Origin of the sequence: Botrimarina hoheduenensis, from assembly GCF_007859815.1 — a bacterium.
Taxonomy (GTDB): Bacteria; Planctomycetota; Planctomycetia; order Pirellulales; family Lacipirellulaceae; genus Botrimarina; species Botrimarina hoheduenensis.
This window is the reverse complement of the sequence record NZ_SJPH01000003.1, coordinates 662,652-683,863: the sequence shown is the minus strand read 5'-3', so window position 1 is coordinate 683,863 and position 21,212 is coordinate 662,652. Positions and strand designations below refer to the sequence as shown.

The window sequence follows — 21,212 nt, the reverse complement described above, 5'->3', positions numbered from 1 at the left end:
GAGCATCTGCACGCTGGCGATCGTGCCGTCCCGCTTCGGGCAGCGGAGCGTCATCTTCCGCCACTGCGACGGATCGGCGATATCGACGCCTAGCCGGTGGTCCCGCTCCGCCGAGGGGTTCTCCCCGATCCACACCCGCTGACCAACGCGGATCGTCTCGATCCGCTGCTCGCGAACCATCGGCGCCGCCGGCGCCGAGAGCGACACCCGCGTCGCGCGGGCCTGCACAGGCTCGAGAGCCGGCGCCGTGACGCTTAAACCACGCCAGAGGCACGCAACGCCGGCGAAGAGTAGGAAGATCGAGAGGGCTGGTCGCATGATGGGGACCCTAACGCAAGTAGACAGCGGGGTGGGGTGGTGTTCACCGCTTAGCTCGTAGGATGGGTGAACCTGTCGGTGGCAAGCCCACCAGGGAAAACAGCATCTCGCCGACAGAACCACCCATCCTACGGGCTGCGGGCTCCACCGCGAAGTTGTACGTCAGAACCGACTGATGGTGGAACGTCGCGATCACGATTCGACCAAGTCCCAAAGCAATCTCGGGTCAGGGTTTTGAGCGGACAACTACACGAGGTAGGCGATCTCGAACGCAACCCCCTTGAGCTTCATTTCCTTCGCAAGGCGATAGACTTTCGGCGACACCAGCACGACCTGTCTCGGCCGCAGCAGACCCGAGCGGAGGCCGACGTAGGCCCGCGTTGCTTGGACATCTAGATCTAGCACCGACGCGCGAGCGACCGACAGCTCCGATAACAAGTTAAGCCCCAGCAGGTCGCACCGAGCGCACCGGTACTCCCCCTCCGTGTCCAGGTCAGACGGTTTGTTCCCGCTCACGGTCGGAGGCGCCACCTCCGCGGCCGCCTCGGTCGCTTCAAACTGGTAGCGCCCCTCGACAAACCCCTTGGAACGGCTCGTCGAGACGACGGTCGCGAAGTTGGCTCCGGAGACGCCGCACTCTTCGAAGGCGTCCTTCACGCGCTGTGACACCACCACCTCGTCGGCAATGGTGCGGCTGAAGTCTTTCGTCTTCGGGATACGGCCCGCGGGAAGTCGTAGCGGCGTCACCTGCGGCGCACCGGTTCCGCAGGCAGGGCACGCCCTCGACTCGTCGTACTCGGTCCCACGCTCTTCGCCCGCCGGCTCGAAGACCGACGTCACTTTCAGCTTGAACGCCTCAGCCGCCTCGATCTCGCGATGTGTGTATTTGTACTGGATACTCCAACCGGCGTAGAAGTATCGTGGTTTGTTCTGCCCTTGTTTAAGCTCTCGATCGAGTCGGTTGACCTCGGGTAGTCTTGGGTCGTCGCCCCTAAGCACGATTTTGCGTACCGATGTCCCGAGCCGCTCGCCTTCGTCGTCAGCAAAGAGCATTGACGCGTATTTCTCTTTAATACGGAATTCATAGTACGACCGCATTTTTCAGCTTTCCTACGGTAGTGGGTAGCACCGACAGTCGGCCGCGCTCAATTCCGCCTGCGCCCGGACGGCTTCGGCCGATTATCGGTGTCGCTTGCGACAGGAGGTAATCAGGGTCTCTCTTCTCGCAATGAGTATGTTGAACTCCTTAAAGTCAAACGTTCAACCTCTTGGGCTGACGCCCACGGACAATCGGCCGGGCCACACTGCGCCGGCAGCCAATCCCGCCCGCGGCCGACTGTCCCTGCCCCCCAGCTCGATTGGCGGGGCAGGCTTGGCGTAACCCCGGCAGGCAGCGCACAATCTTGGTTTCGACGACCGTCTCGCGCCAGCCCGGACCCCGTTCGTATCGCTATGCCCAAACCGCCCCCCTTTGGCGACACCGTGTCGGCGGGTGCCGGACCCCTGGTGGGGGTCGTCATGGGCTCGGAAAGCGACTGGCCAACGATGCAGGCCGCCTGCGACGCCCTCGAAGCGTTCGACGTGCCGCATGAGCGGCGCGTCGTGTCGGCCCATCGTACCCCCGAAGAGATGGTCGCCTACGCCAAGACGGCGTCCGAACGCGGGCTGGAAGTGATCATCGCTGGCGCGGGGGGGGCGGCGCATCTGCCCGGCATGATCGCCGCGCTGACTTCGCTGCCCGTGCTGGGTGTGCCGGTGCAATCCAAAGCGTTGCAGGGACTCGATTCGCTGTTGTCGATCGTGCAGATGCCCGGCGGCGTGCCGGTGGGGACACTCGCCATTGGCGGGGCCAAGAACGCGGGGCTGCTAGCCACGCGGATCCTCGCCACCTCGCGTCCCGAGCTGCGGCAGCGGCTGGACGCCCTCCGCGAGTCGGAACGCCAGCGCGTCACGCAGCAGGAGCTACCGTGAGCCGTGCTCAAGACGGATCGGCGCGCCCGATCGGTCAGGGGCAAGACGCCAGCGCGCGGGGCGCGCAACCCAACGCTGCGGGACAAGTGCCGCTGCCACCGGGCTCAACGCTGGGCGTTTTTGGCGGGGGGCAGCTCGGCCGGATGTTTGTCCACGCGGCCCAGCGGATGGGCTACCGCGTTCACGTCTTCAGCACCCACCACAACTCGCCGGCCGGCCAAGCGGCTGATGCGGAGCACGTGGGCGCCCTGACCGACACGCGCAGCATCGCCAGCTTCGCGCTGGGCTGCGACGCGGCAACGCTCGAATTCGAGAACGTGCCAACCGAGTCGATCGCCATCGCCGAGCAACACACGCCGATCCGGCCCGGCAGCCACGTGCTGCACACCACCCAGCACCGCGTGCGCGAGAAGACTTTTCTCAAACGGGTCGGCGTGCCGGTTGGGGCGTTCGCCGCGGTTCACTCGTTGGCCGAGCTTCGCGCAGCGGCCGCGACCATCGGGCTGCCGGCCGTGTTGAAAACCGCGCAGATGGGTTACGACGGCAAGGGCCAACTCGTGCTGCGCGACGCGGGCGAACTCGCCGACGCGTGGCAGACCCTGGGTCCTGGCGACGGCATCCTGGAAGCGTTTATCCCCTTTGAGCGCGAAGTCTCGGTGCTCGTGGCCCGCGGTCTGGATGGCCAAACCGCCCTGTACGGCCCGATCGAGAACGCGCATGCGCAACATATTCTCGATGTCTCGGTGCTACCGGCACGCGGGCTTACGAGCGCAACCTCAGCCGCGGCCCGACAGATCGCCACGACCGTGGCCGAAGGCCTCGACGCGGTCGGACTGCTGTGCGTAGAGCTGTTTGTGCTGCCCGATGGCGGGCTACTGGTGAACGAGATCGCGCCGCGGCCGCACAACTCGGGTCACCTGACGATCGAGGGCTGTCAGACCTCGCAATTTGAGCAACAGGTGCGCGCCGTTTGTGGGCTGCCGCTAGGTTCCTCCGAGTCGCTCGCGCCGGCGGCGATGGCGAACCTGCTGGGCGACGTCTGGCAACGGGGCGAGCCCCGGTGGGAGGCCGCGCTGATGGCGGGAGCCCATCTGCACCTGTACGGCAAAGACGCCCCGCGCGCGGGGCGGAAGATGGGGCACCTGACGTACCTGGGCACGACTTCGCAAGCGGCTCATGACGGCGCTCTGGCCGCGCGCGCGGCGCTGTACTCGGATCCGCAGGAAGCTTGATCATGCGGCTGGAAGCGAATCAAAGAATCGGCTTTCTCAAAACGACCGCCATCGGCGGGATCGTCTTCTTGCTGCCGCTGGTGGTCGTCGGTGCGTTGCTGGCCCAGGCGGGCCAGCTCGTGTGGTCGCTAGTCCAGGCGGTGCAAGGAAACGATCACGCGCAGGCACTCTTGCCCGACACGGCAATCGGCTATGCGGTGGCAACGGCCGTTGGCTTGGCGGCGGTGATCGCGCTGTGCTTCTTGTGCGGGCTGCTCGCCCGCCGGTCGCTGGGCCGATGGTTCAGCGACCGCGCGGAGCGTTACCTGCTGATGCTCTTTCCGCGTTACGCCGTGTTCAAAGAGCAGCTCACCGGAAACCTGGGGGGCGTCAAAGCGGGAGGCGTGCTGAAGCCAATCCGCATCGACCTGGGCCCCTACAGCCAGCTCGGCATGGAGGTTGAGCGGACCGCGGCGGGAGAGGTCATCGTCTATTTGCCCGGTGCCCCGGACCCGTGGAGCGGACGCGTCGCGATCGTGTCGGCCGCGCAGGTCGAACCGCTCGACGCCGATCCGGGCGAATTCATGGCGACCTTCGAGAAACTGGGGCGGGGAACGCAGGCCTACACGGCCTAGCCCCCCCCGCAACGCCAGAGAAGCGCCGCTGGTCGCCCGCTCGGCGGTGCCTATGATGGGAAGTGCCCCAAGTTCGGCCCTCGTGACGCCCCCCTCTAAAAAGCCGCGCCATGTTCCCCCGCTCACTTGCCTTTCTCGGTTTGCTTGCGATGACGGCCCCTTCTTCCGCGGAGTCAGTTCTCAATTACACCATGCCGAAGCTCAGCGGTGGCGAGGTGAACCTCGCCCAGGAGTATGCCGGCAAGGTGGTGCTGGTGGTGAATGTCGCCAGCCGCTGCGGCTACACCAAGCAGTACGCGCCGCTGCAAGCACTGCACGAGAAGTATGCGGAGCAGGGGCTCGCGATCGTCGGCGTGCCGTGCAATCAGTTCGGCGCTCAAGAGCCGGGCACCGCCGCAGAGATCGCCGACTTCTGCCAGACCAATTACGGTGTCGGGTTCGACATGCTCGCTAAGGCAAACGTCAATCCGCCCGAACAGTGCGCGCTGTACGAAGAACTGACCGGCACACCGCCGTACGATGGCAAGATCGGCTGGAACTTTGAAAAGTTCCTCATCGGACGCGATGGCAAAATCGTTGGCCGCTACAAGTCGAGCGTCGACCCGATGAGCACGGAGCTGACCACCGTGATCGAAACCGAACTCGCCAAGTAAAGCCTCAGGCGTGAGAGGCTCGCGTGAGTCCACCCGTTGGCAACACGCCTGAGTACAGACAGCTCCCGCTTAAGGAGCTGCCGGAAAAGCGACGGTCAATCGAACCAGGCGTAGCGCACGATGCACCACAGGGCTCGTAGCCCGTCGCGGACGCCAATCTTCTTGCCTTCGTCCCAGCCTCGGCTGTCGTAAGCAACCGAGGTTTCCACGAAGCGACACCCACGCCGGGCGAGCTTGGCGGTGATCTCGGGCTCAAAGCCGAAGCGGTCTTCGCGGAGCGTAACGCCCCGCAACGAACCACGCCGGATGGCCTTATAGCAGGTCTCCATGTCGGTCAGCCGCAGCCCGGTGGTGAGGTTGCTGAACCAGGTCAGGGCGCGGTTTCCCAGGCGGTGCAGCCGCGAAGGGTCTTGCTCGGCATTCTCGCGGAAGCGCGACCCGTAGACCACGTCGGCCTCGCCCCGCTGGATCGGCTCGATCAGCTTGGCGTAATCGCTCGGGCTGTACTCGAGGTCGGCATCCTGAACCAGGACGATATCACCGCGGGCCGCTTCGAGCGCGGTGCGTAGTGCTGCGCCCTTGCCTCGATTGTAGCCGTGCAGGATCAGGTGGACGTCTTCGCACTCGGCTTCGAGTTCGATCAGCAGGTCGCGGGTTCCGTCGGTGCTGCAATCATCGACGATCAGCAATTCGTCGTGCTGTTGCTCGGCACGAACACGGGCTACGATCTCGCGGATCGTCTCGCGCTCGTTGTAGACCGGCATCAGCACCGACACCTTCAGCCGCAGCTTGTCCTCGATTCGAGGCCGCGATGCGGCGCGACGCGGCGTGTCGTCCAGATCGCCGTGCGCCCGCGCTTCGGCCAACGCGGCCTCGGCCTCGGCGAGCGTCTGCTCGACACGCGTGCTGAGCGGCGCTTCGCGCGTTGGCACGCTCGCGAGCGGCGTGGCGTCTTCCACTTCAAAAGGGGTCTTGGTCTCGGCCGAGACCGGGTCGATTGTGGGAGGCATGAGCTCAGCCTGCGTCTTGAGGATTGGAGGGGTTCGCCGCGGCGACCTTGCCGGGTGTCGCGCGCGACGGGAGCGGCCCCAGATCGCGGGGCAACGCGGGCCACGGCGCGGCCGTGGGCGAACAGTAATCGGAAACCAGCCGCCACTCGTCCGCGACATGCTGAGGCGAGCGCGGGTCATTGACCCAATCGCTTCTCCCCCAAACCTGGGCAATCGCGTCTTGATAGAGCAGCGTCCACGGGGCGGACTGATCCGGAGCGGAAGGTTTGGCAGCGGCTTGCATCACGCCCACCGCGATGTCGTAGCGACGATCGACCAGCACGTAATCGGGGCGATCCACCTCGAGCGTTCGGGCGGGATCAATCGGCCCCGATGCCGCGCAGCGGCAACGAGGCCACGTGTCTCCCAACAGGAAGTCAAAGTGGCGGTCGATCACTGCCTGCGGATAACAAGTGCGGAATCGGCCGTCGAACGAGACCCGTACATCGGGGGCCAACGCGGCAATGGCGTACTGAGCCCAGTTGAACGAAACGATCAGCTTGCCCGCGGTCTCCTGATCGGCCATCCATTGGATGGCATCCACCGGATAGTGATCGCGCGGCACGGGGAGCGATAGCAACCGCGAAGCCACCACGCCACCTTGCAACGCAATCGCGAGCGTGAGCGCGAGCGAAAAGATCATCCGCGAACGGGGCGTGAGGGTCGCCAGCGGCAGGCCCGCCGCGGCTTGCTGGCGGAGCCGACCCGCAATGGATTGCAGATGCGGCGGGAGCCAGAACCCGCACAACAGGGCGAAGAACGCGATGTGCCGCAGATGGCTCACCGCCTGCCAGCCGACAAGCAGCATGATCGCAATCTGAACCGGGTCGCGGCGACGCTTCGTAAAGAGCAAAGTCCCGATCGCCAAGACCACCAACGCCACGAAGGGGGCAAACACCGGGTTGCCCGGCAGGGGGGGGCCCCATTCGGTTATTTCGGGGCGGGCCGTGCCGAGCGAATGCAGCAGCCAACGTGGCAGATCGACTCCGTAGGGTGTCGCAAAAGTGGCCGCCAGGCACAGAATCGCAACGGTGATCAGACCCGCAGCATCCGGCAAGGCATCGCGGCGGCAGCGCACCAGCAATTCGAACGCCCGGCCCAGCAGCAGCGTGACGCCAATCGCCAGGCCTGCGACAATCCCGCCGTGCGAGTTAGCCCAGACGACCATGAGCGGCGGAAGCAGCGCGAGTGCGCGCCAATCGATCGGGCTGGGATCCTCGCGACGGCGGACGTTGACGAAGTCCGTACGACGGTTCCGCCAGCCCGCAAACGCCACATCGAAGATCAACAGCATGGCCGCGCACCAGAGAAAGCTGAGCAGCTGCGGCCGCATCGGAAAAAAGGCGTGAAGATTGTGCGCCACCAGCAGCAGTAGCGCCCATGTCGCGAGGGGCCGAACCCCCTGGCGCTGGGCTGCCAGCCACATCATGCCAAGCATGGCGAGACCCAACAGACACTTCGCGATCAGCATGCCGGGCGTGCCGATCGTGGCGAAGCCCCGTGCAAAAAGCAGCTCGGCGAGGTTCTCGTGGTTGATCCACGGGTAGCCCTCGGCAGTGTAGGTGTGCGACGCCGTGCGGGGGAGCACACCGTCGGCAATCCAATCCTGTCCGTATCGGACGTGGCCCCACAGGTCCGGATCGACCAAGTTGAGCGATAAAGGACCGGCACACGCTACAATCAGCAGGGCGATCAGCAGCCGGCGGAGCCGGCGGTAGTCACGCCGGGCCCGATCAAGCTTGGAAAGGCCACCGGGCGAGTCGGCATCAGCGGCTAGCGACACGGCAGCAGACACGAGCGAGGAACCGTTATGAGGGCGGAGCGGGGGCAGAGCTCGCCGCGCGAAACGCGGCTTGTAAACGTACCCCCCGGGAGCGGCTCCAAGGGCTTGGGCATGGCGGAATGCGCGATCCACCGGAGCGGCGCATCCGGAAAAGTCGCGGCAGCCCGTGCAAGCAGATCTAGCGGCCCGTGGATCGGGGGGCCGCAACGACGTCAAGAGCAGCTGTTGGGCCCCGTTTTTATCTTGCTACCTCGCACCGCGTTCGCCTTGGCGGCGCTTCAGCCTTCTGTTAGTTTCCCGCCACCTCGCGGTGAAGCGATCTTCTGAAGTCAGAGGGTTTGATTGCCATGCCGCTTGTTGAAGCAAAAAATGTTCCGGCGATTGGGGGCTCTCTCCCCCCCGATCGAACGGCTGCGATAAAGGAACCTCGTATGATGACGCCTGGCGAATCCACGCAAACGCGGGCCCACATCCGCTGGATGATCCGCCGCGATATGGAACAGGTGCTTGGCATCGAACGCCGGAGCTTCGAGTTCCCGTGGTCGGAGAACGACTTCCTCCAGTGCCTCCGCAAACGCAACTGCATCGGCATGGTTGCCGAGCGGGGCGAAGCGATCGTGGGCTTCATGATCTACGAGCTGCACAAGACGCGACTGCACATCATGAACTTCTCGGTCGATCCCTTGTGTCGCCGCAGCGGGATCGGCAAACAGATGGCCGATAAACTTGTCGGCAAGCTCTCGAGTGGTCGGCGGACGAGGATCTCGCTCGAGGTCCGCGAGACAAACCTCGCGGCCCAGCTGTTCTTCCGCCAGATCGGCTTCCGCGCCACCTCGGTGCTGCGGGACTTCTACGACGACTCGACCGAAGACGCCTACCTGATGCAGTACTGCCACCGCTCGGACGAAGCGGCATTCGCCGTCGAGTCGAGCCCGATCCACCGCATGGCGGGCTGAGCCGGCTCGTCACAGATTGATGTGCATCGCACTCAGCTCGGGGAGATCTACCAGCGCCAGGCTGTGGGGGTTCGCCCGGTACAGAGCCCCGGGGTTTAGCACGAGCGTCTGCCCTACCTGTTCGATACGCTTCTGATGGGTGTGCCCCGTGCAGACCAGCTGGTAGCTACCGCTCTTGATCGCGTCCGCGAGGCGTCGCGAATCGTGCCCGTGGGCGAGTGCGACGCGGACACCTGCTAACTCGATCTCGCCGAATTCGCCATGCCACGTCTGACCGGCCGCGGCGATGGCCCGCCGTAAGGGGGCCGGATCGTTGTCGCAGTTGCCCCCCACGTAGTGCGTGGGCCAGCCGGCGAGCAGCGCGATCACCTCGGGCGTGCCGATGTCGCCGCAGTGGACGAGCGCGTCGATCTCGAGGCTCTCCAGCATTCGCACGGCAGCGCGCGTGTTTTCAACCGCGCCGTGGGTATCGCTGATCACGCCAAGTCGCATGAGCATTCCTCAAGAATTCAGTTCTTTACCGTGAGCAGCGCTCGACAAGTGGCCTCTAGCGCTTGCAACTCGCTCAGCACCGCTTGCTTGGATGCAGCCGCGGCGAGGAGCGTGCAGAGTGGGTCGCCCGCGGCGAAACGCACCCCCGCCGCTGGCACATCGGCGACGCCCCCCGCGTGACTCATTTCTAGGGCCCACGTCGCCAGCGTCAGGGACACGACGCCAGCGCCCGAAGCATAAACAATTCGCTTGCCGGCGAAGGCCGTGGGCAACGACCGCACAGGGAGGGGCTCCCCCCCCACCGCGGCGGCGTGCGCCGCGAGCAGTGCGGCACCGGTCATGCGTTCGACCACTTCGACCGACGCCGTGTAGCGGGGGTTGATCTCCAGCAGCACGGGCTCGTCTTCTGAGAGGATCAGATCGACGCCGATTAGCCCGCACAGGCCGGTTGCGGGCAGCGCGACAGCCAAGCGCTGGAGCGCAGCGTGTGCAGCGCTCGGCAACGCAGCGGGCCCCAGCGCTCCATGGAAACCAAACCGGTGCGCTGCGCATGAAGGGCTCGGCGGCAGGTGTTCCACCACTCCGGCGAGCTGCGCCTGGTTGGTGCCAACAACGTAGATCGCCGCCATCGGTAGCCCGCGGATAGGCCGCTGTGCGTACGCGCCCGCGGCAACGGCGCGGCGGCGACTCTCCTCGTCGGTTAGGGGCCAAACACCGGCACCGCTGCTATGACGATACGTCTTGGCGAGCCAGCCCGACACATCGCGGGGTATTTGCTCTAGTTTGCGTGTATCCGGGAAGCGGATCGCGGCCCGCTCGCACAGCGCTGCGAGCCAAGCGGGGTCGCGCGTTTGCTGCAGCGTTTCGCCCGCGACCCCCCACAGAGGGCCAATCGTCGCCAGCCGATCAACAAGCTCGGGGTAGTTTTCCAGCGCTCCCGTATAGAGCCACGCATCGAACCGTTGCTGCGCGAGCCACTCGATAAAACCCGCGGGGTACGGATCGATGCGTGTTACGTGACAGAGCGCTGGGAGGTCTTCGTCAGCGAACAAATCCGCGGCTACTACTTCATAGCCGGCTCGAACCGCGGACTGCGCAGCGGCTCGAACACTGGCCCCCATGATCGCTAGGCGGGGCTTACGACTCATCGCCATTAAGCTCGGCGGGGCGCTCGTAGCTCGGTTTGCCGCGATAAGCCCGGGCGGGGTACTTGGCGTGGTTGCGGAGCATCTTCGCGCGGACCGTCTCGGCCAGATCGAGCTTCAGCGCACCGGCCATCGCCAAGCAGTAGCCGACCACGTCGGCTAGCTCTTCGCCCGCGGCGGCACGCTTCTGCGGATCATCGGCCACGGCGGAAGCGGCCTCGGCGTCGATCCACTGGAAGTGCTCCATCAGCTCAGCTGCCTCGATGGCAATCGACATCGCCAGATTCTTCGGTGAGTGATAGACCGACCACTCGCGTTCATCAACGAATTGCTGGACTAGGTCGCGCAGCTCGGCGATGGTGGTGTGGGCGTCGCCCGTTGGTGACTCTTGTTGCTGGCTCATGCGCGCAAGCATACCCGGGACACCGAGTCGGCGGAACTCGTGTCCGAACACCGGCCTGCGGGGCCGTCCGCACCTTCTGTCAGGTTCACCTACGAAGCTAGAATCGAGGTTCCCCCGCCTGACAATGAGGAGCCCTCTATGAAAATTGCGTATCTCGACTGCGCCAGCGGCATCAGCGGCGACATGACCCTTGGTGCTTTAGTCGATGCGGGCGTCGATCTGGCAGCGATTCAGGCGGGGATCGATTCGCTCGGCCTGCCGAGCTGCCGGCTGGTCGCCACGCAAGTAAAGAAGAAGGGGTTCCGCGCCACACAGGTGGTTGTCGAGCACGAACCCGAGCACGCGCATCGGCATCTGCACCACATCACCAAGATGATCGATGGCAGCACGTTAACACCTCGTCAGCAGGAGCTGGCCACGGCGATCTTCACGCGGCTGGGCGAAGCCGAGGCACTCGCACACGGCACGACGATCGAGAAGGTCCACTTTCACGAGGTGGGAGCGGTCGATTCGATCGCCGATATCGTCGGCTCCGCGATCGGCTGGGACCTGCTGGGCGTTGCGGAGGTTTACGCTTCGCCGATCCCCACCGGCAGCGGCTTCGTGCAGATCGCACACGGTCGGTGCGCGATCCCCGCACCGGCAACCGCGGAGCTGCTAAAAGGGGTCCCGCTCGCCGAGTTTCCTGCCGACCAGCCCGTGAAAGGCGAATTAACCACCCCCACCGGCGCGGCGATCGTCAAAACGCTCGTCAAAGGTTTCGGCGCTCTGCCGGCGATGACGATCGAGCGGATTGGCTACGGTGCCGGGCAGAAGGACTTCGACCATCCGAACCTGCTGCGGCTCATCGTCGGCGAGACGACCGCCGCCAGCGCCGCGTCAACAGGACCGTCAACGACGATCGTCCTCTTGGAAACGAACCTCGACGACACCCCTGGCGAGGCGGTCGGCGACTGTGTCGAGCGGCTCTGGGAAGCCGGTGCGCTCGATGTCGCGTTGACCCCGCTGCAGATGAAGAAACACCGCCCCGGCGTGCAGTTAAGTGTGCAAGCGACCCCCGCCGACGCTGAGCGCTTGGCAGCGCTCATCTTTCGGCACACCACCGCGTTGGGCATGCGGCGGCAAACCGTCGCGCGGATCGTGCTGCCACGGCGGAAAGAAACGATTGCCACCCGGTGGGGTGACGTCGCTGGAATCGTCGCCACGCTGCCTGACGGGGGAGAACGTTTTACGCCAGAGCACGACGCCTGCCGGGCTGTAGCAGATGCGGCAGGTGTGACGGTCCGCGAGGTTTATCTGGCCGCAGCCGCGGCATTCAACCGAGGCTAACCGGTTAGGAAGCGATCCGACCCGTTTTCGCTGCGCGTTACCCGCCCGATACTTCGCCGCTAGGTCGCCGTGATGGTGTTTGCCGACCTCACTCTGCTGGCCCAGACAGCTGCGAAAGAGCCGTCGCCCTTCGCGCCGCTGGCGTTCGCCCTGGGGTGCGGCATCCTGACGGCGATCCTGCTGCGACGGAGCTATCGGTATTTTGGCAAGCGGACCCGCGGCGGGTCGGGCCCCCCGATCGCCTCGCAACCCCGGCCCGCCGACGCCTGGGATGGTGCCAAGCGCGACGCCGCCGCACGGCTTGGTCGCGAGAAGGTCGAGCTACACGAGCTAGCGCGGGATCTGATCGGCCAACTCGATAGCAAGATGATCTTGCTCAACGAACTGGTGCAACAGAGCCACCAACAGATCGAGCGGTTACAGACGCTTCTCGACAGAGCCGAGCGCCTGAAGCGCTGAGGCAATCAATCGCTGATTGCGGCGCTGATCGCCGTTGCGCCAACGAGCGGTGCCGCACAGGCATGGTCCTGGCAGACGTACAGGGTGGGCTGTCCCTCGACCGACGTTTTACCGGCAAAGACCGCTTCGAGCCGCGGCGACCGATAGCCCGAGCCGACTCGGCCGGCGAGCACGGTCCGCGGGGCGTAACGCTGGCGGAGTTGGGTGGCGACGACTTCGGTCGCGGGGCCCTGGCCCAGCAGCACCCGCTCACTGCTCGGCCCGAGCAGCAGATCAAGGGCCGCGAGCATCTGCCCCGCGGCGGTCGGGGCGTGCCGCATGACCGGCGTGGCAGCCACGAGCGTCGATCGGGCCGCATCGAGCCATTGGGCGTCGCCTGTCAGCTTGCCAAGCTTCACCAGTGCCGTGGCGGCGAGCGAGTTGCCGCACGGTGTGGCGTTGTCCATAAAATCCTTCTGCCGCACGATCAGCGCCTCGTGGTCGTCGGCGGTAAAGAAAAAGCCTCCCGCGGCGGGATCGGCAAAGCGGGTGAGCACCACGTCGAGCAGCTCAGCGGCTTGATCGATACGCCGTTCGTCAAAGCTGGCTTCGTACAGGGCGATCAGACCGCAGGCTAGCGCGGCATAGTCGTCCAGATAGGCGTTGAGAGTGGCCCGCCCCTTGCGCCAAGTGTGAAGCAGACGGCCCTCAGCATCGCGCAGTTGGGTGAAGACAAAGTCGGCGGCCCGGCCCGCGGCAGCCACATAACGCGGCTCGCCTAGCGCCGCGCCCGCGCGGGCCAGCGCCTCGATCATCAGCCCGTTCCAGGAAGTGAGCACCTTGTCGTCCAACCCGGGGCGGGGCCGTTTGGCACGGGCGGCAAGGAGCTTCGCGCGTGACTTGGCCAGCTCGCGCCCGAGGTCGGCGGCGTTCAGGCCCATCACTTTGGCCTGCGTCGAGATTGACTTGGAGATACACAGGATGTTGCGTCGCTCGAAGTTGCCGATCGGCGTCACGTCGTACACCCTACAGAACAGGTCCGCGGCATCTTCCCCCAGAACCTTACGGATCTCCTCGGGTTTCCAGGTGTAATAGAGGCCCTCTTCCTTATGCCCTTGCGAGTCGTTGTGCGGAGCGCTGTCGGCGTCTTCGGTGCTGTAGAAAGCCCCTTCCGGACCGGTCATCTCTTTGAGCACGTAGTCGAGCGTCTCGCGGGCAATGCGCCCGTAAGCGACTTCGCCGGTTGCGACAAACGCTTCGGTATACACCCCGGCAAGCAGGGCGTTGTCGTAGAGCATCTTCTCGAAGTGCGGCACGATCCAACGCTCATCGACGCTGTACCGCGCGAAGCCGCCCCCCAGATGATCGTAGATGCCGCCCGCCGCCATCCGGTCGAGCGTCAGCCGAACCATATCGAGCCACGCCGATCGGCCACTCGACGAGGCCAGCCGCATGAGCACCGCCAGGTCCATGGTGTGCGGAAACTTGGGCGCAGCGCCAAACCCGCCGTGGGTGGCGTCGAAGGAGCGTTCCAGCTGCTGGCCAGCCGCTTCGATCAGGCCGTGATTCAGTTCGCCAGTTTCCCCCGGCAACGTGTTCCCGAGCCGAGCGGTGAGCTGGTCCGCGGTTTGTAGCGCTTGCTCGCGGCGATTGGTCCAGGCGTCGTGCACCGCTTCGAGCACCTGATCGAACCCCGGCATGCCGCGCCCCGCGTGGGCGGGCCAGTAGGTACCGCCGTAGAACGGCTTGAGATCGGGCGTCAAAAAGACGCTCATCGGCCAGCCCCCGCGGCCGGTCATCTGCTGAACCGCCTGCATGTAGATCTGATCCAGATCGGGCCGCTCCTCGCGATCGACTTTGATCGGCACGAAGTTTTCGTTTAGCACCGCGGCGATGCCCGCGTCTTCGAAGCTCTCGTGCTCCATCACGTGGCACCAGTGGCACGCCGAGTAACCGATCGAGAGAAAGATCGGCTTGCTATGGCTCTTGGCCAAGGCGAGCGCCTCCTCTCCCCAGGGCCGCCAATCGACCGGATTGTCCTTATGCTGCAAGAGATAAGGCGAGGTTTCGTCGGCGAGGGCGTTGGGCATCTCTCTTCCCGTTGCGTTCCTGGTCCGCTGGCGGAAGCCCGCGGTGTTCTCTTATTCGATCCATCCGCCGCCGAGAACGCGGTCGGGTTCTGCCTCAGCGTAACAGACGACGGCTTGGCCCGGAGTAACCCCCTGAGCCGGAGTGTCAAAAACCACCCGGAAACGCCCTTCGGTACCGAGTTCGAGCGTCGCCGGCGTCGCCGGTGCGTTGTAGCGGATCTGCGCAAGACAGCGCAGCGGCACCTCGCTCGGCAGGTCTACCAGCCAGTTCGCCTTCTCGGCGGTAAGTTCCGTCCGATCGAGATCGGCCCGCTCCCCCAGCACGACACGCCGAGTGTCGGGCTCGATTCGCACAACGAACGCCGGTTTCCCGAGCGCCACACCAAGCCCCTTCCGCTGACCGATTGTGAAACCGTCGATCCCCGCGTGCTCGCCAACCACACTGCCGTCGGTGGTGACGATTTCACCGCTACGGTCCTCGTCGCCCAGACGGCGTTTGACGAACTCGTCGTAGCGCCCCTGTGTGACGAAGCAGATTTCTTGGCTGTCTTTCTTCTGCGCAACGCGCAGCCCGATCCGCTCCGCCATCTGGCGGATTTCAGCTTTCTGGAAGCCGCCCACCGGTAGCAGCATGCGCGGCAGCAGCTGGCGACCGATCCCCGCGAGCACGTACGACTGATCCTTTGAGGCATCGACGCCCCGCAACAGCGCCGGCCCGTCAGCAAGCTGCGCGAGGCGGGCATAATGCCCCGTCGCCACATAGCGTGCGTCCACCGAGTCGGCGTAGTCGAACAGCTTGCCGAACTTCAGCCAGTTGTTGCACTGCACACAGGGGTTGGGCGTGCGGCCGCGGGCGTACTCGGCGACGAAGTAGTCCATGATCCGCCCGAACTCCTCGTTCAGGTCGAGCGCATAGAACGGCATGCCGAGCCGATCGGAAACCCGGCGGGCGTCTTCGGCGTCGGCGGCGGTGCAGCAGCCCTGCTTGTGGTCCAGCCGCGAAATCACGGGCAGCGAGGCCCGGCTGGCGCTAGGTGTTTCGAGGTGACAGGCAGCGGGCGACTTTTCTCCGTGCCGCATAAATACGCCGATCACCTCGTGCCCGGCCTGGAGCAGCAGATACGCGGCGACGCTCGAATCGACGCCGCCCGACATGGCGAGTACTACGCGAGACATTTGGCGGTCGGGCAGGGGAAGGGGGTTGGACAGGGTGGCGGGCAACGGGACCGCCGAACGTAAACCGGGGGGGAGACAGGCGGCTGCCCACTATCCTACGCCGCCCGCCAGCCGATATAACCTCGGGTCCCACAAGACGTTTGCCGCGAGAGCAACGATGGATAAAGAATGGTACGATCGCGCCGAGGCGATCCGCGAGGCCCTGGTACAGCTCAGGGACTCTCTTTGACTACGCTGGCAAGAAGCAGCGCATCGCCGCGCTCGAAGATCGGCAATCCGCGGTAGATTTCTGGAACGACCAGGAACAGGCCCAGGCCGTCATCGCCGAGCTGAAGGGGCTTAACACCGTTGTTGGGCCGCTCGATAGCGCGCTCAAGGCGGCTGGCGACCTGGACGCCCTGCTGGAAATGGCCGAAGAGGACGAGGCCTTTGCGGCCGAGGCGCAGGTCGAGATCGCGCGGATCGAGGGGCGGCTCGACGGGCTGAAGCTCTCCGCGCTGCTCAACGGCCCCAACGACGCCGCGGGGGCCATCATCACGATCAACGCCCGCGACGGTGGCACCGACGCCAACGACTGGGCCGAGATGCTGCTCCGCATGTACCTGCAATGGGCCGGCAAGAACGAGTACACGGCGGAGCTGCTCGACCGCTCCGACAACGAAGAGGCGGGCATCAACAACGCCACGGTCGTCATCCGCGGCCCCATGGCCTATGGCTATCTGCGGGGCGAAACGGGCATCCACCGCCTGGTGCGCATCAGCCCGTTCAACTCTGAGGGGAAGCGGCAAACCAGCTTCGCGGCGGTTGACGTCTCGCCCGAGATCGCTGACTCGGTCGAAGTCGAGATCGACGAAGCGGACGTCCGCACCGACACCTACCGCGCGAGCGGTGCCGGCGGCCAGCACGTCAACAAAACCGATTCGGCGGTGCGCCTCACGCACGAGCCGACCGGCATTGTGGTCACTTGCCAAAACGAGCGGTCCCAGCACAAGAACCGCGCGAGCGCGTGGAAGATGCTCCGGGCCCGCATCGCCCGCTTGGAAGAAGAGAAGCGCGAGCAAGAAGAAGCCGCCAAGCACAACACGCAAGCCAAAACCGGCTTCGGCAGCCAGATCCGCAACTACTTCCTGCATCCTGACCAGCGCGTCAAAGACACCCGCACGAAGTACCAGCAGGGGAACTTCCACGCCGCCTTGGACGGCGACATCCAGGGCTTCCTCGACGCGGTGCTCCGCTGGCGTGCCGGCCAACCTGTTGAAGACGATGGCGACGACGATTGATCGCGTCGCGCCGCCAGGACAACCGGCCCGGCTTCGCCCCCCTTTCGCTTTTTTACCACTCGCTAGCGATGCCGAAAGACGGTGACATCGGCGGCACGATCCGCTGCGGCGGCTTGCAGATCACGTTCATCTGGCAGGCCGACCGGTACACGCACCAGATCGTCTCAAGCACCGGATGCCTGAGGGCGCTCGCCGACGAAGCGGACGCTGAGACCCCGGTCTACACCGATCTGCACCAGCAGGGTGAGTTGCTGTTCGTCTCGGGCATGTCGGGCGATCGGCACTGGTCGGCGAGCGTCGAGCCCACCGCCGCGGGGCTGGTCTTCGATCTGGCGTGTCGAACCAAGTCCGCGGCCGACGGGATCGGCGTGATTTATCGGGGGAACGGGGCCCGTGCCGTCACCCTGGCAGACGATCGGGCACCGGTCACGGTCGAAACGGTCGGAGAACGTCAGACGATATCGCCGCTCGGACCGCTGCCGGCGCCGCCGTTGACGCTCCGCCTTCGCTACCAAATCAGTGCCTAGTGCGTGCCGCACGAACGTTCAGCGTCAGCGGCGTGGTGCCATCACGCTTCTCACGGGCCGCGAAGCGCCTACCCTTGGTAAAGACAAGCGCGCGCCCCTGGGCGTAAGCTTCACACGGCTTCTGAGGTAGCATGGCGGACAATTCGAACACGACGACCCGCGAGACCGCGCCCGACGGCGACGACGGGCTCCCTGCGCCGTCGCTGCCCAAAACGCAGGCCGAGTTCTTCGAACGCGCCGCCGAAAAGGTCCGCAGCAAGTTTCCCACCACCCCCGGCGTCTACCTCTTCCAAGACAGCAAGGGGCGGGTCATCTATGTCGGCAAAGCGAAAAACCTGCGGGCCCGCGCGGGCAGCTACTTCCTGCGGGCCGCCGCCGAGGAACAGCGCACCGCTCAGCTCGTGACCGAGGCATACGACATCGACTTCCTCGACGCCGAGAGCGAGGTCGACGCCCTGCTGCTCGAAGCGCGCCTCGTGAAGGACATCCAGCCCCGCTTCAATCGCGAGTTGCGCGACGACAAGTCGTTCCCCTATCTGCAGATCACCACGCACGAGGATTTTCCGCGAGTCGAGATCACACGCGAACCCAAGGCAACCGCGGCCAAGCTCTACGGCCCGTTCACTAGCATGGGCGCACTGCGCGGTGCCGTGCAGGTGCTGCAGCGCGTGTTCAAGTTCCGCACGTGCTCGCTCGATATCGACGAGGGGGACGAACGCTGGCGCTGGTTTCGACCATGCCTGCTGGCGTCGATCGACCAGTGTACCGCGCCGTGCAATCTGCGTATCGGCAAAGACGAGTACCGCAAGGATATCGCGCGGCTGCGGACCTTTCTGGAAGGGGGCCGCACCAAGCTGCTCCGTGAGATGAATGCCGAGATGGAAGAGGCGGCCGGCAGCCTCCGCTTCGAGAAGGCGGCCCGCCTGCGCGACGAGATCCGCCTGCTGGAACGCCTCGACGAACGGGGCGAACTGGAAGAAGACGTTCAGCCCGAGGTTTTTTACGTTGACCCGAAGAAGGGGCTCGCCGGCCTGCAAAAGGTGCTCGGCCTGAAGCAGCCGCCGCGTGTGATCGAGGGGGTCGATATCGCCCACCTGGGCGGAACCGAAACGGTCGCCTCGCTCGTGCAGTTTATCGATGGCCTGCCGTTCAAACCGGGCTATCGACGCTTTCAGATCCGCGAGGTGCAGGGGATCGACGACTTCGCCAGCATCCGTGAGGTGGTGGCCCGACGGTTCAAGAAACTCGAAGCCGAGGGGGCCTCGTTCCCCGACATCCTGCTTGTGGATGGCGGCAAGGGACAGCTCGGCCGGGCGATGGAGGCGTTCGCAGCGCTCGCGATCCAGCCGCCGACGGTGATCTCGCTCGCGAAGAAAGAGGAGCTCATCTATCGGCCCGGCGAGAGCGAACCGCTGCGGCTCAGCCGCCACGCGTACGCGCTGCGGCTGTTGCAGTACGTCCGCGACGAATCGCACCGGTTCGCCCAGCACTACCACCACCTGCTACGCCGCAAACGCACGCTGGGCGAGTGAGTAGCTGCCTGGGGGCATGACTGCGAGCGATCGGTGGCGATCGCTCGCGATGCCATAGAACGTCCTAGCTTTGCAGCACGTTAGAACGAAGGCCCACCGCTCACTCGTGCACGGCCAGATCGATCAGCTTGGTGCGTTCGACGGGAGCCGCGGGGCGCTCGGGGCCGGTCAATTCGTACTTAGCAAGGAAAACACGGATCGCCGTGGGGGGCTCCTCCGGGTAGAGGCCCGCTTCGCGCCAGATGCTGGCGAACTCGGAGATCATCGCGCCGGCGGCCTGCTCATCCAGCGGCGTGACGATGAACCGCTGCATCGACGCCACATACCGACCATTGCCCAACCGATCGCGCAGGGGGTCGTCGTCCAACGGAACGGTTTCGCCCGTCGGTTCGAGCGCCTCGAACTCGGGCCACACGATGGTCCGTTCGGCCATCTGATCGAACAGCGGGTAACACGCCAGCGGCCACGACTTGTGCAGCCGACCCACGCCCAACAGGCACTGGCCGGCCAGCATGGCACCGGTGATGAGGGCGAACGGTCGCCACGACCAGCGCGGGTTGCTACGCAGCGGCCGCGCGGCACCGCCTGGCGGCGTGCTCGGCAGACGGCACGCACGGCTGTCAGCCACACGGCGATAAACGGCCCGACCGATCGCCGCCACCGGGGGCAGATAGACCACGAGCAGCGTCGGCCATAAGAGCGGCACGCGCCAAGCGATCGCCTGATAGGCCGCGTAGCCGCGTTCGACACCCCATTCGGTGGTTTCGTCGGGCCAGGCTGCATGCATGTCGGTCACCAGATCGGCGTCCTCAAGAAATTCGAGCCCCTCGGCCTCGACCGCGGCCCGATCGAGTGCGTTGATTGGTTTGAGTTGCTCCAGCCAATCGCACACGCCGAGCACCGCCATAGTACGACGGCACAGCCCGCAGTTGCCGTCGTACAGCACCCGCATTGGCGCGCCGAAAACGCGGCGGCCAAGCCCGCGGAAGAGCCGTTGCCAATCGACGAACATCACGTACATCACCTGCAGCGTGATGAAGCTGATCTTCATCAGCAGGTTCGTGAGGTTGTGGAACGTGATGCCCATGAGGCCCCACAGCGCGCGGGTTGGCTTCCACAAGAGCGCAAGCGGGATGCCCAGCTCAAACACCAGCGCAAAGAGCGAGCCCATCTGCCCCGAGAAGGGCATCTCATGCAGGGGCACCGGCGGGCGATAGTGCTCCAGCTCGAACCACTTCTGCAGCATGTGGTTTTCGAGGTTGTTGCTAAAAACCCACTTCGGGCCGTTGGTCGCGAGCTTCCAGAAGCCCGGGAAGAAATAGACCGTCGCGAGGACGAGCATCGCCACACGGATCGGTAGGCCGTAGCGCACCGCACGGCGCGGCGGTGCCACGATCCCCGTGTCGGCCCGCCGGACGGCGCGCCACAGGCTGTCGATCGACAGCGTGTCAGCACAGCGCGCGAGCGCCACCACGAGCCCGATGAGCATCACGTGGTGCAGGTGGTTGACCTTGCCCGACAGTTGCGGGACACCGATCAGGTACCACCCCAAAAGCACACTCACCGGCGCGGTCAAGCGGGTCAAGAAGCCCACGAGCGCGCAGGTGGTGGTGACGGTAGCAACCGCGAGCGTCGGCCCGACCACCGCGGGCGTGACGGGGAGCACGTTCTTGAACAGCCCCGCGATGAGTGGCCACTCGTACATCTCCGGCGGCCACGCCGCATAGGTCATGATCGGCTCGGTCCTCAGCAGATACAGCAGCATGCCAAACGCCGCGATGCGTAGCACCGCAAGATTGAGCGGGGCCGCGGAGGCGAAGAGGAACCGCTTGACGCGCCGTCGCGCGCGACGCGACGCAATCAGGGCACCGGCTGTCAGCACGCCAAGCGTGGTCAGCGCGGACGCTTTAAGGGCATACGACTGGGCCCAGTCGACGTACCACTCTCGGCTGCCATCCAGCCCCGCCCCCACCCGATAGGCGCGGTGATTGGCGATCTTCTTATTGAGCCACGTGATCGATGACTCGCCGTCGAACGCCCCGGCGATGAGCGGGGGAATGACAAACTGGCTGCCAACAACAACAACCAGCCACAGAGCAAGAAGAGCCAGAAGCGTGTTTCGTCGCCAGGGCGACAACGCGGGGGCGGGCATAACGTGGAGGGAACACAAAGGCGGGGGCGTCAGCCGGATTTGGCTTGCTCCCCTAGCGTACTCGGGAGTTGG

General features: G+C 65.3%; 20 protein-coding genes. 10 read left to right on the top strand and 10 right to left on the bottom strand.

Annotated elements, in window-relative coordinates:
- Both Pla111_RS10015 and Pla111_RS10010 read right to left on the bottom strand, forming a co-directional pair.
- The coding region (locus Pla111_RS10015; RefSeq protein ID WP_146573849.1) for a hypothetical protein at positions 1-318 on the bottom strand (318 nt) is incomplete at its 3' end.
- Positions 319-564: 246 nt separating this feature from the next.
- Positions 565-1,416 carry a hypothetical protein gene (locus Pla111_RS10010; protein ID WP_146573847.1) on the bottom strand — a complete coding sequence of 284 codons (852 nt, stop codon included), beginning with the start codon at positions 1,414-1,416 and terminating at the stop codon, positions 565-567.
- A 354-nt stretch (positions 1,417-1,770) separates the two neighbouring features.
- Between Pla111_RS10010 and purE the strand changes: the two genes are divergently transcribed.
- The 4 genes from purE to Pla111_RS09990 all read left to right on the top strand — a co-directional run bounded on the left by purE (position 1,771) and on the right by Pla111_RS09990 (position 4,788).
- Positions 1,771-2,289, top strand: a complete 519-nt coding sequence (purE, locus tag Pla111_RS10005; protein WP_146573845.1) for a 5-(carboxyamino)imidazole ribonucleotide mutase — start codon at positions 1,771-1,773, stop codon at positions 2,287-2,289.
- Positions 2,286-3,521 carry a 5-(carboxyamino)imidazole ribonucleotide synthase gene (locus tag Pla111_RS10000; protein ID WP_231930907.1) on the top strand — a complete coding sequence of 412 codons (1,236 nt, stop codon included), beginning with the start codon at positions 2,286-2,288 and terminating at the stop codon, positions 3,519-3,521. Before purE ends, Pla111_RS10000 begins: the two co-directional genes overlap by 4 nt.
- Positions 3,522-3,523: 2 nt before the next feature.
- Positions 3,524-4,135: a hypothetical protein gene (locus tag Pla111_RS09995; protein ID WP_146573844.1), complete on the top strand. Its 612-nt coding sequence runs from the start codon at positions 3,524-3,526 to the stop codon at positions 4,133-4,135.
- A gap of 110 nt (positions 4,136-4,245) precedes the next feature.
- Complete coding sequence (locus Pla111_RS09990; RefSeq protein WP_231930905.1) at positions 4,246-4,788, top strand: glutathione peroxidase; 543 nt, start codon at positions 4,246-4,248, stop codon at positions 4,786-4,788.
- A gap of 95 nt (positions 4,789-4,883) precedes the next feature.
- Here Pla111_RS09990 and Pla111_RS09985 read toward each other — a convergent pair whose 3' ends face one another.
- Both Pla111_RS09985 and Pla111_RS09980 read right to left on the bottom strand, forming a co-directional pair.
- Complete coding sequence (locus Pla111_RS09985; RefSeq protein ID WP_231930903.1) at positions 4,884-5,798, bottom strand: glycosyltransferase family 2 protein; 915 nt, start codon at positions 5,796-5,798, stop codon at positions 4,884-4,886.
- A gap of 4 nt (positions 5,799-5,802) precedes the next feature.
- Positions 5,803-7,632 (bottom strand): hypothetical protein, encoded by a 1,830-nt coding sequence (locus Pla111_RS09980; RefSeq protein WP_146573842.1) that lies wholly within the window; start codon positions 7,630-7,632, stop codon positions 5,803-5,805.
- 419 nt (positions 7,633-8,051) lie between these two features.
- Between Pla111_RS09980 and rimI the strand changes: the two genes are divergently transcribed.
- Complete coding sequence (gene rimI / locus Pla111_RS09975) at positions 8,052-8,576, top strand: ribosomal protein S18-alanine N-acetyltransferase (RefSeq protein WP_231930897.1); 525 nt, start codon at positions 8,052-8,054, stop codon at positions 8,574-8,576.
- A gap of 9 nt (positions 8,577-8,585) precedes the next feature.
- On the opposite strand, the gene Pla111_RS09970 is transcribed toward rimI, so the two are convergent.
- Genes Pla111_RS09970 through Pla111_RS09960 form a run of 3 tightly spaced genes read right to left on the bottom strand, consistent with a single transcriptional unit; the run spans position 8,586 to position 10,616 of the window.
- Entirely contained in the window at positions 8,586-9,068 is a 483-nt protein-coding gene (locus tag Pla111_RS09970; RefSeq protein WP_146573840.1) for a metallophosphoesterase family protein, read from the bottom strand.
- A 17-nt stretch (positions 9,069-9,085) separates the two neighbouring features.
- The gene (locus Pla111_RS09965) at positions 9,086-10,216 is read right to left on the bottom strand and encodes an ATP-grasp domain-containing protein (RefSeq protein WP_197524915.1); all 1,131 of its coding nucleotides are present in this window, start codon (positions 10,214-10,216) and stop codon (positions 9,086-9,088) included.
- Positions 10,206-10,616, bottom strand: coding sequence for a nucleotide pyrophosphohydrolase (locus Pla111_RS09960; protein ID WP_146573836.1), 411 nt, complete (start codon positions 10,614-10,616; stop codon positions 10,206-10,208). The genes Pla111_RS09965 and Pla111_RS09960 overlap by 11 nt, the downstream gene beginning before the upstream one ends.
- Before the next feature lie 138 nt (positions 10,617-10,754).
- Between Pla111_RS09960 and larC the strand changes: the two genes are divergently transcribed.
- Both larC and Pla111_RS09950 read left to right on the top strand, forming a co-directional pair.
- Entirely contained in the window at positions 10,755-11,945 is a 1,191-nt protein-coding gene (larC, locus tag Pla111_RS09955) for a nickel pincer cofactor biosynthesis protein LarC (protein WP_146573834.1), read from the top strand.
- A 72-nt stretch (positions 11,946-12,017) separates the two neighbouring features.
- Positions 12,018-12,404: a hypothetical protein gene (locus tag Pla111_RS09950; RefSeq protein WP_146573832.1), complete on the top strand. Its 387-nt coding sequence runs from the start codon at positions 12,018-12,020 to the stop codon at positions 12,402-12,404.
- Positions 12,405-12,409: 5 nt separating this feature from the next.
- Here Pla111_RS09950 and Pla111_RS09945 read toward each other — a convergent pair whose 3' ends face one another.
- Both Pla111_RS09945 and mnmA read right to left on the bottom strand, forming a co-directional pair.
- Positions 12,410-14,473, bottom strand: a complete 2,064-nt coding sequence (locus Pla111_RS09945; protein WP_146573830.1) for a thioredoxin domain-containing protein — start codon at positions 14,471-14,473, stop codon at positions 12,410-12,412.
- Positions 14,474-14,524: 51 nt separating this feature from the next.
- Positions 14,525-15,649 (bottom strand): tRNA 2-thiouridine(34) synthase MnmA, encoded by a 1,125-nt coding sequence (gene mnmA / locus Pla111_RS09940; protein ID WP_146573828.1) that lies wholly within the window; start codon positions 15,647-15,649, stop codon positions 14,525-14,527.
- 157 nt (positions 15,650-15,806) lie between these two features.
- On the opposite strand from mnmA, the gene prfB reads away from it, so the two are divergent.
- The 3 genes from prfB to Pla111_RS09925 all read left to right on the top strand — a co-directional run bounded on the left by prfB (position 15,807) and on the right by Pla111_RS09925 (position 18,988).
- Positions 15,807-16,929 (top strand): peptide chain release factor 2 gene (gene prfB / locus Pla111_RS09935; protein WP_391581022.1). Its coding sequence is split into 2 segments (ribosomal slippage): positions 15,807-15,875 and positions 15,877-16,929, totalling 1,122 coding nucleotides; the frame shifts between segments, so codons are not numbered across the junction.
- 68 nt (positions 16,930-16,997) lie between these two features.
- Positions 16,998-17,456 (top strand): hypothetical protein, encoded by a 459-nt coding sequence (locus Pla111_RS09930; RefSeq protein WP_146573826.1) that lies wholly within the window; start codon positions 16,998-17,000, stop codon positions 17,454-17,456.
- Between the two features lie 131 nt (positions 17,457-17,587).
- Positions 17,588-18,988 (top strand): excinuclease ABC subunit UvrC, encoded by a 1,401-nt coding sequence (locus tag Pla111_RS09925; protein WP_146573823.1) that lies wholly within the window; start codon positions 17,588-17,590, stop codon positions 18,986-18,988.
- 100 nt (positions 18,989-19,088) lie between these two features.
- Here Pla111_RS09925 and Pla111_RS09920 read toward each other — a convergent pair whose 3' ends face one another.
- Positions 19,089-21,140, bottom strand: a complete 2,052-nt coding sequence (locus Pla111_RS09920; RefSeq protein WP_146573821.1) for a DCC1-like thiol-disulfide oxidoreductase family protein — start codon at positions 21,138-21,140, stop codon at positions 19,089-19,091.
- Between the last annotated feature and the right edge of the window lie 72 nt (positions 21,141-21,212).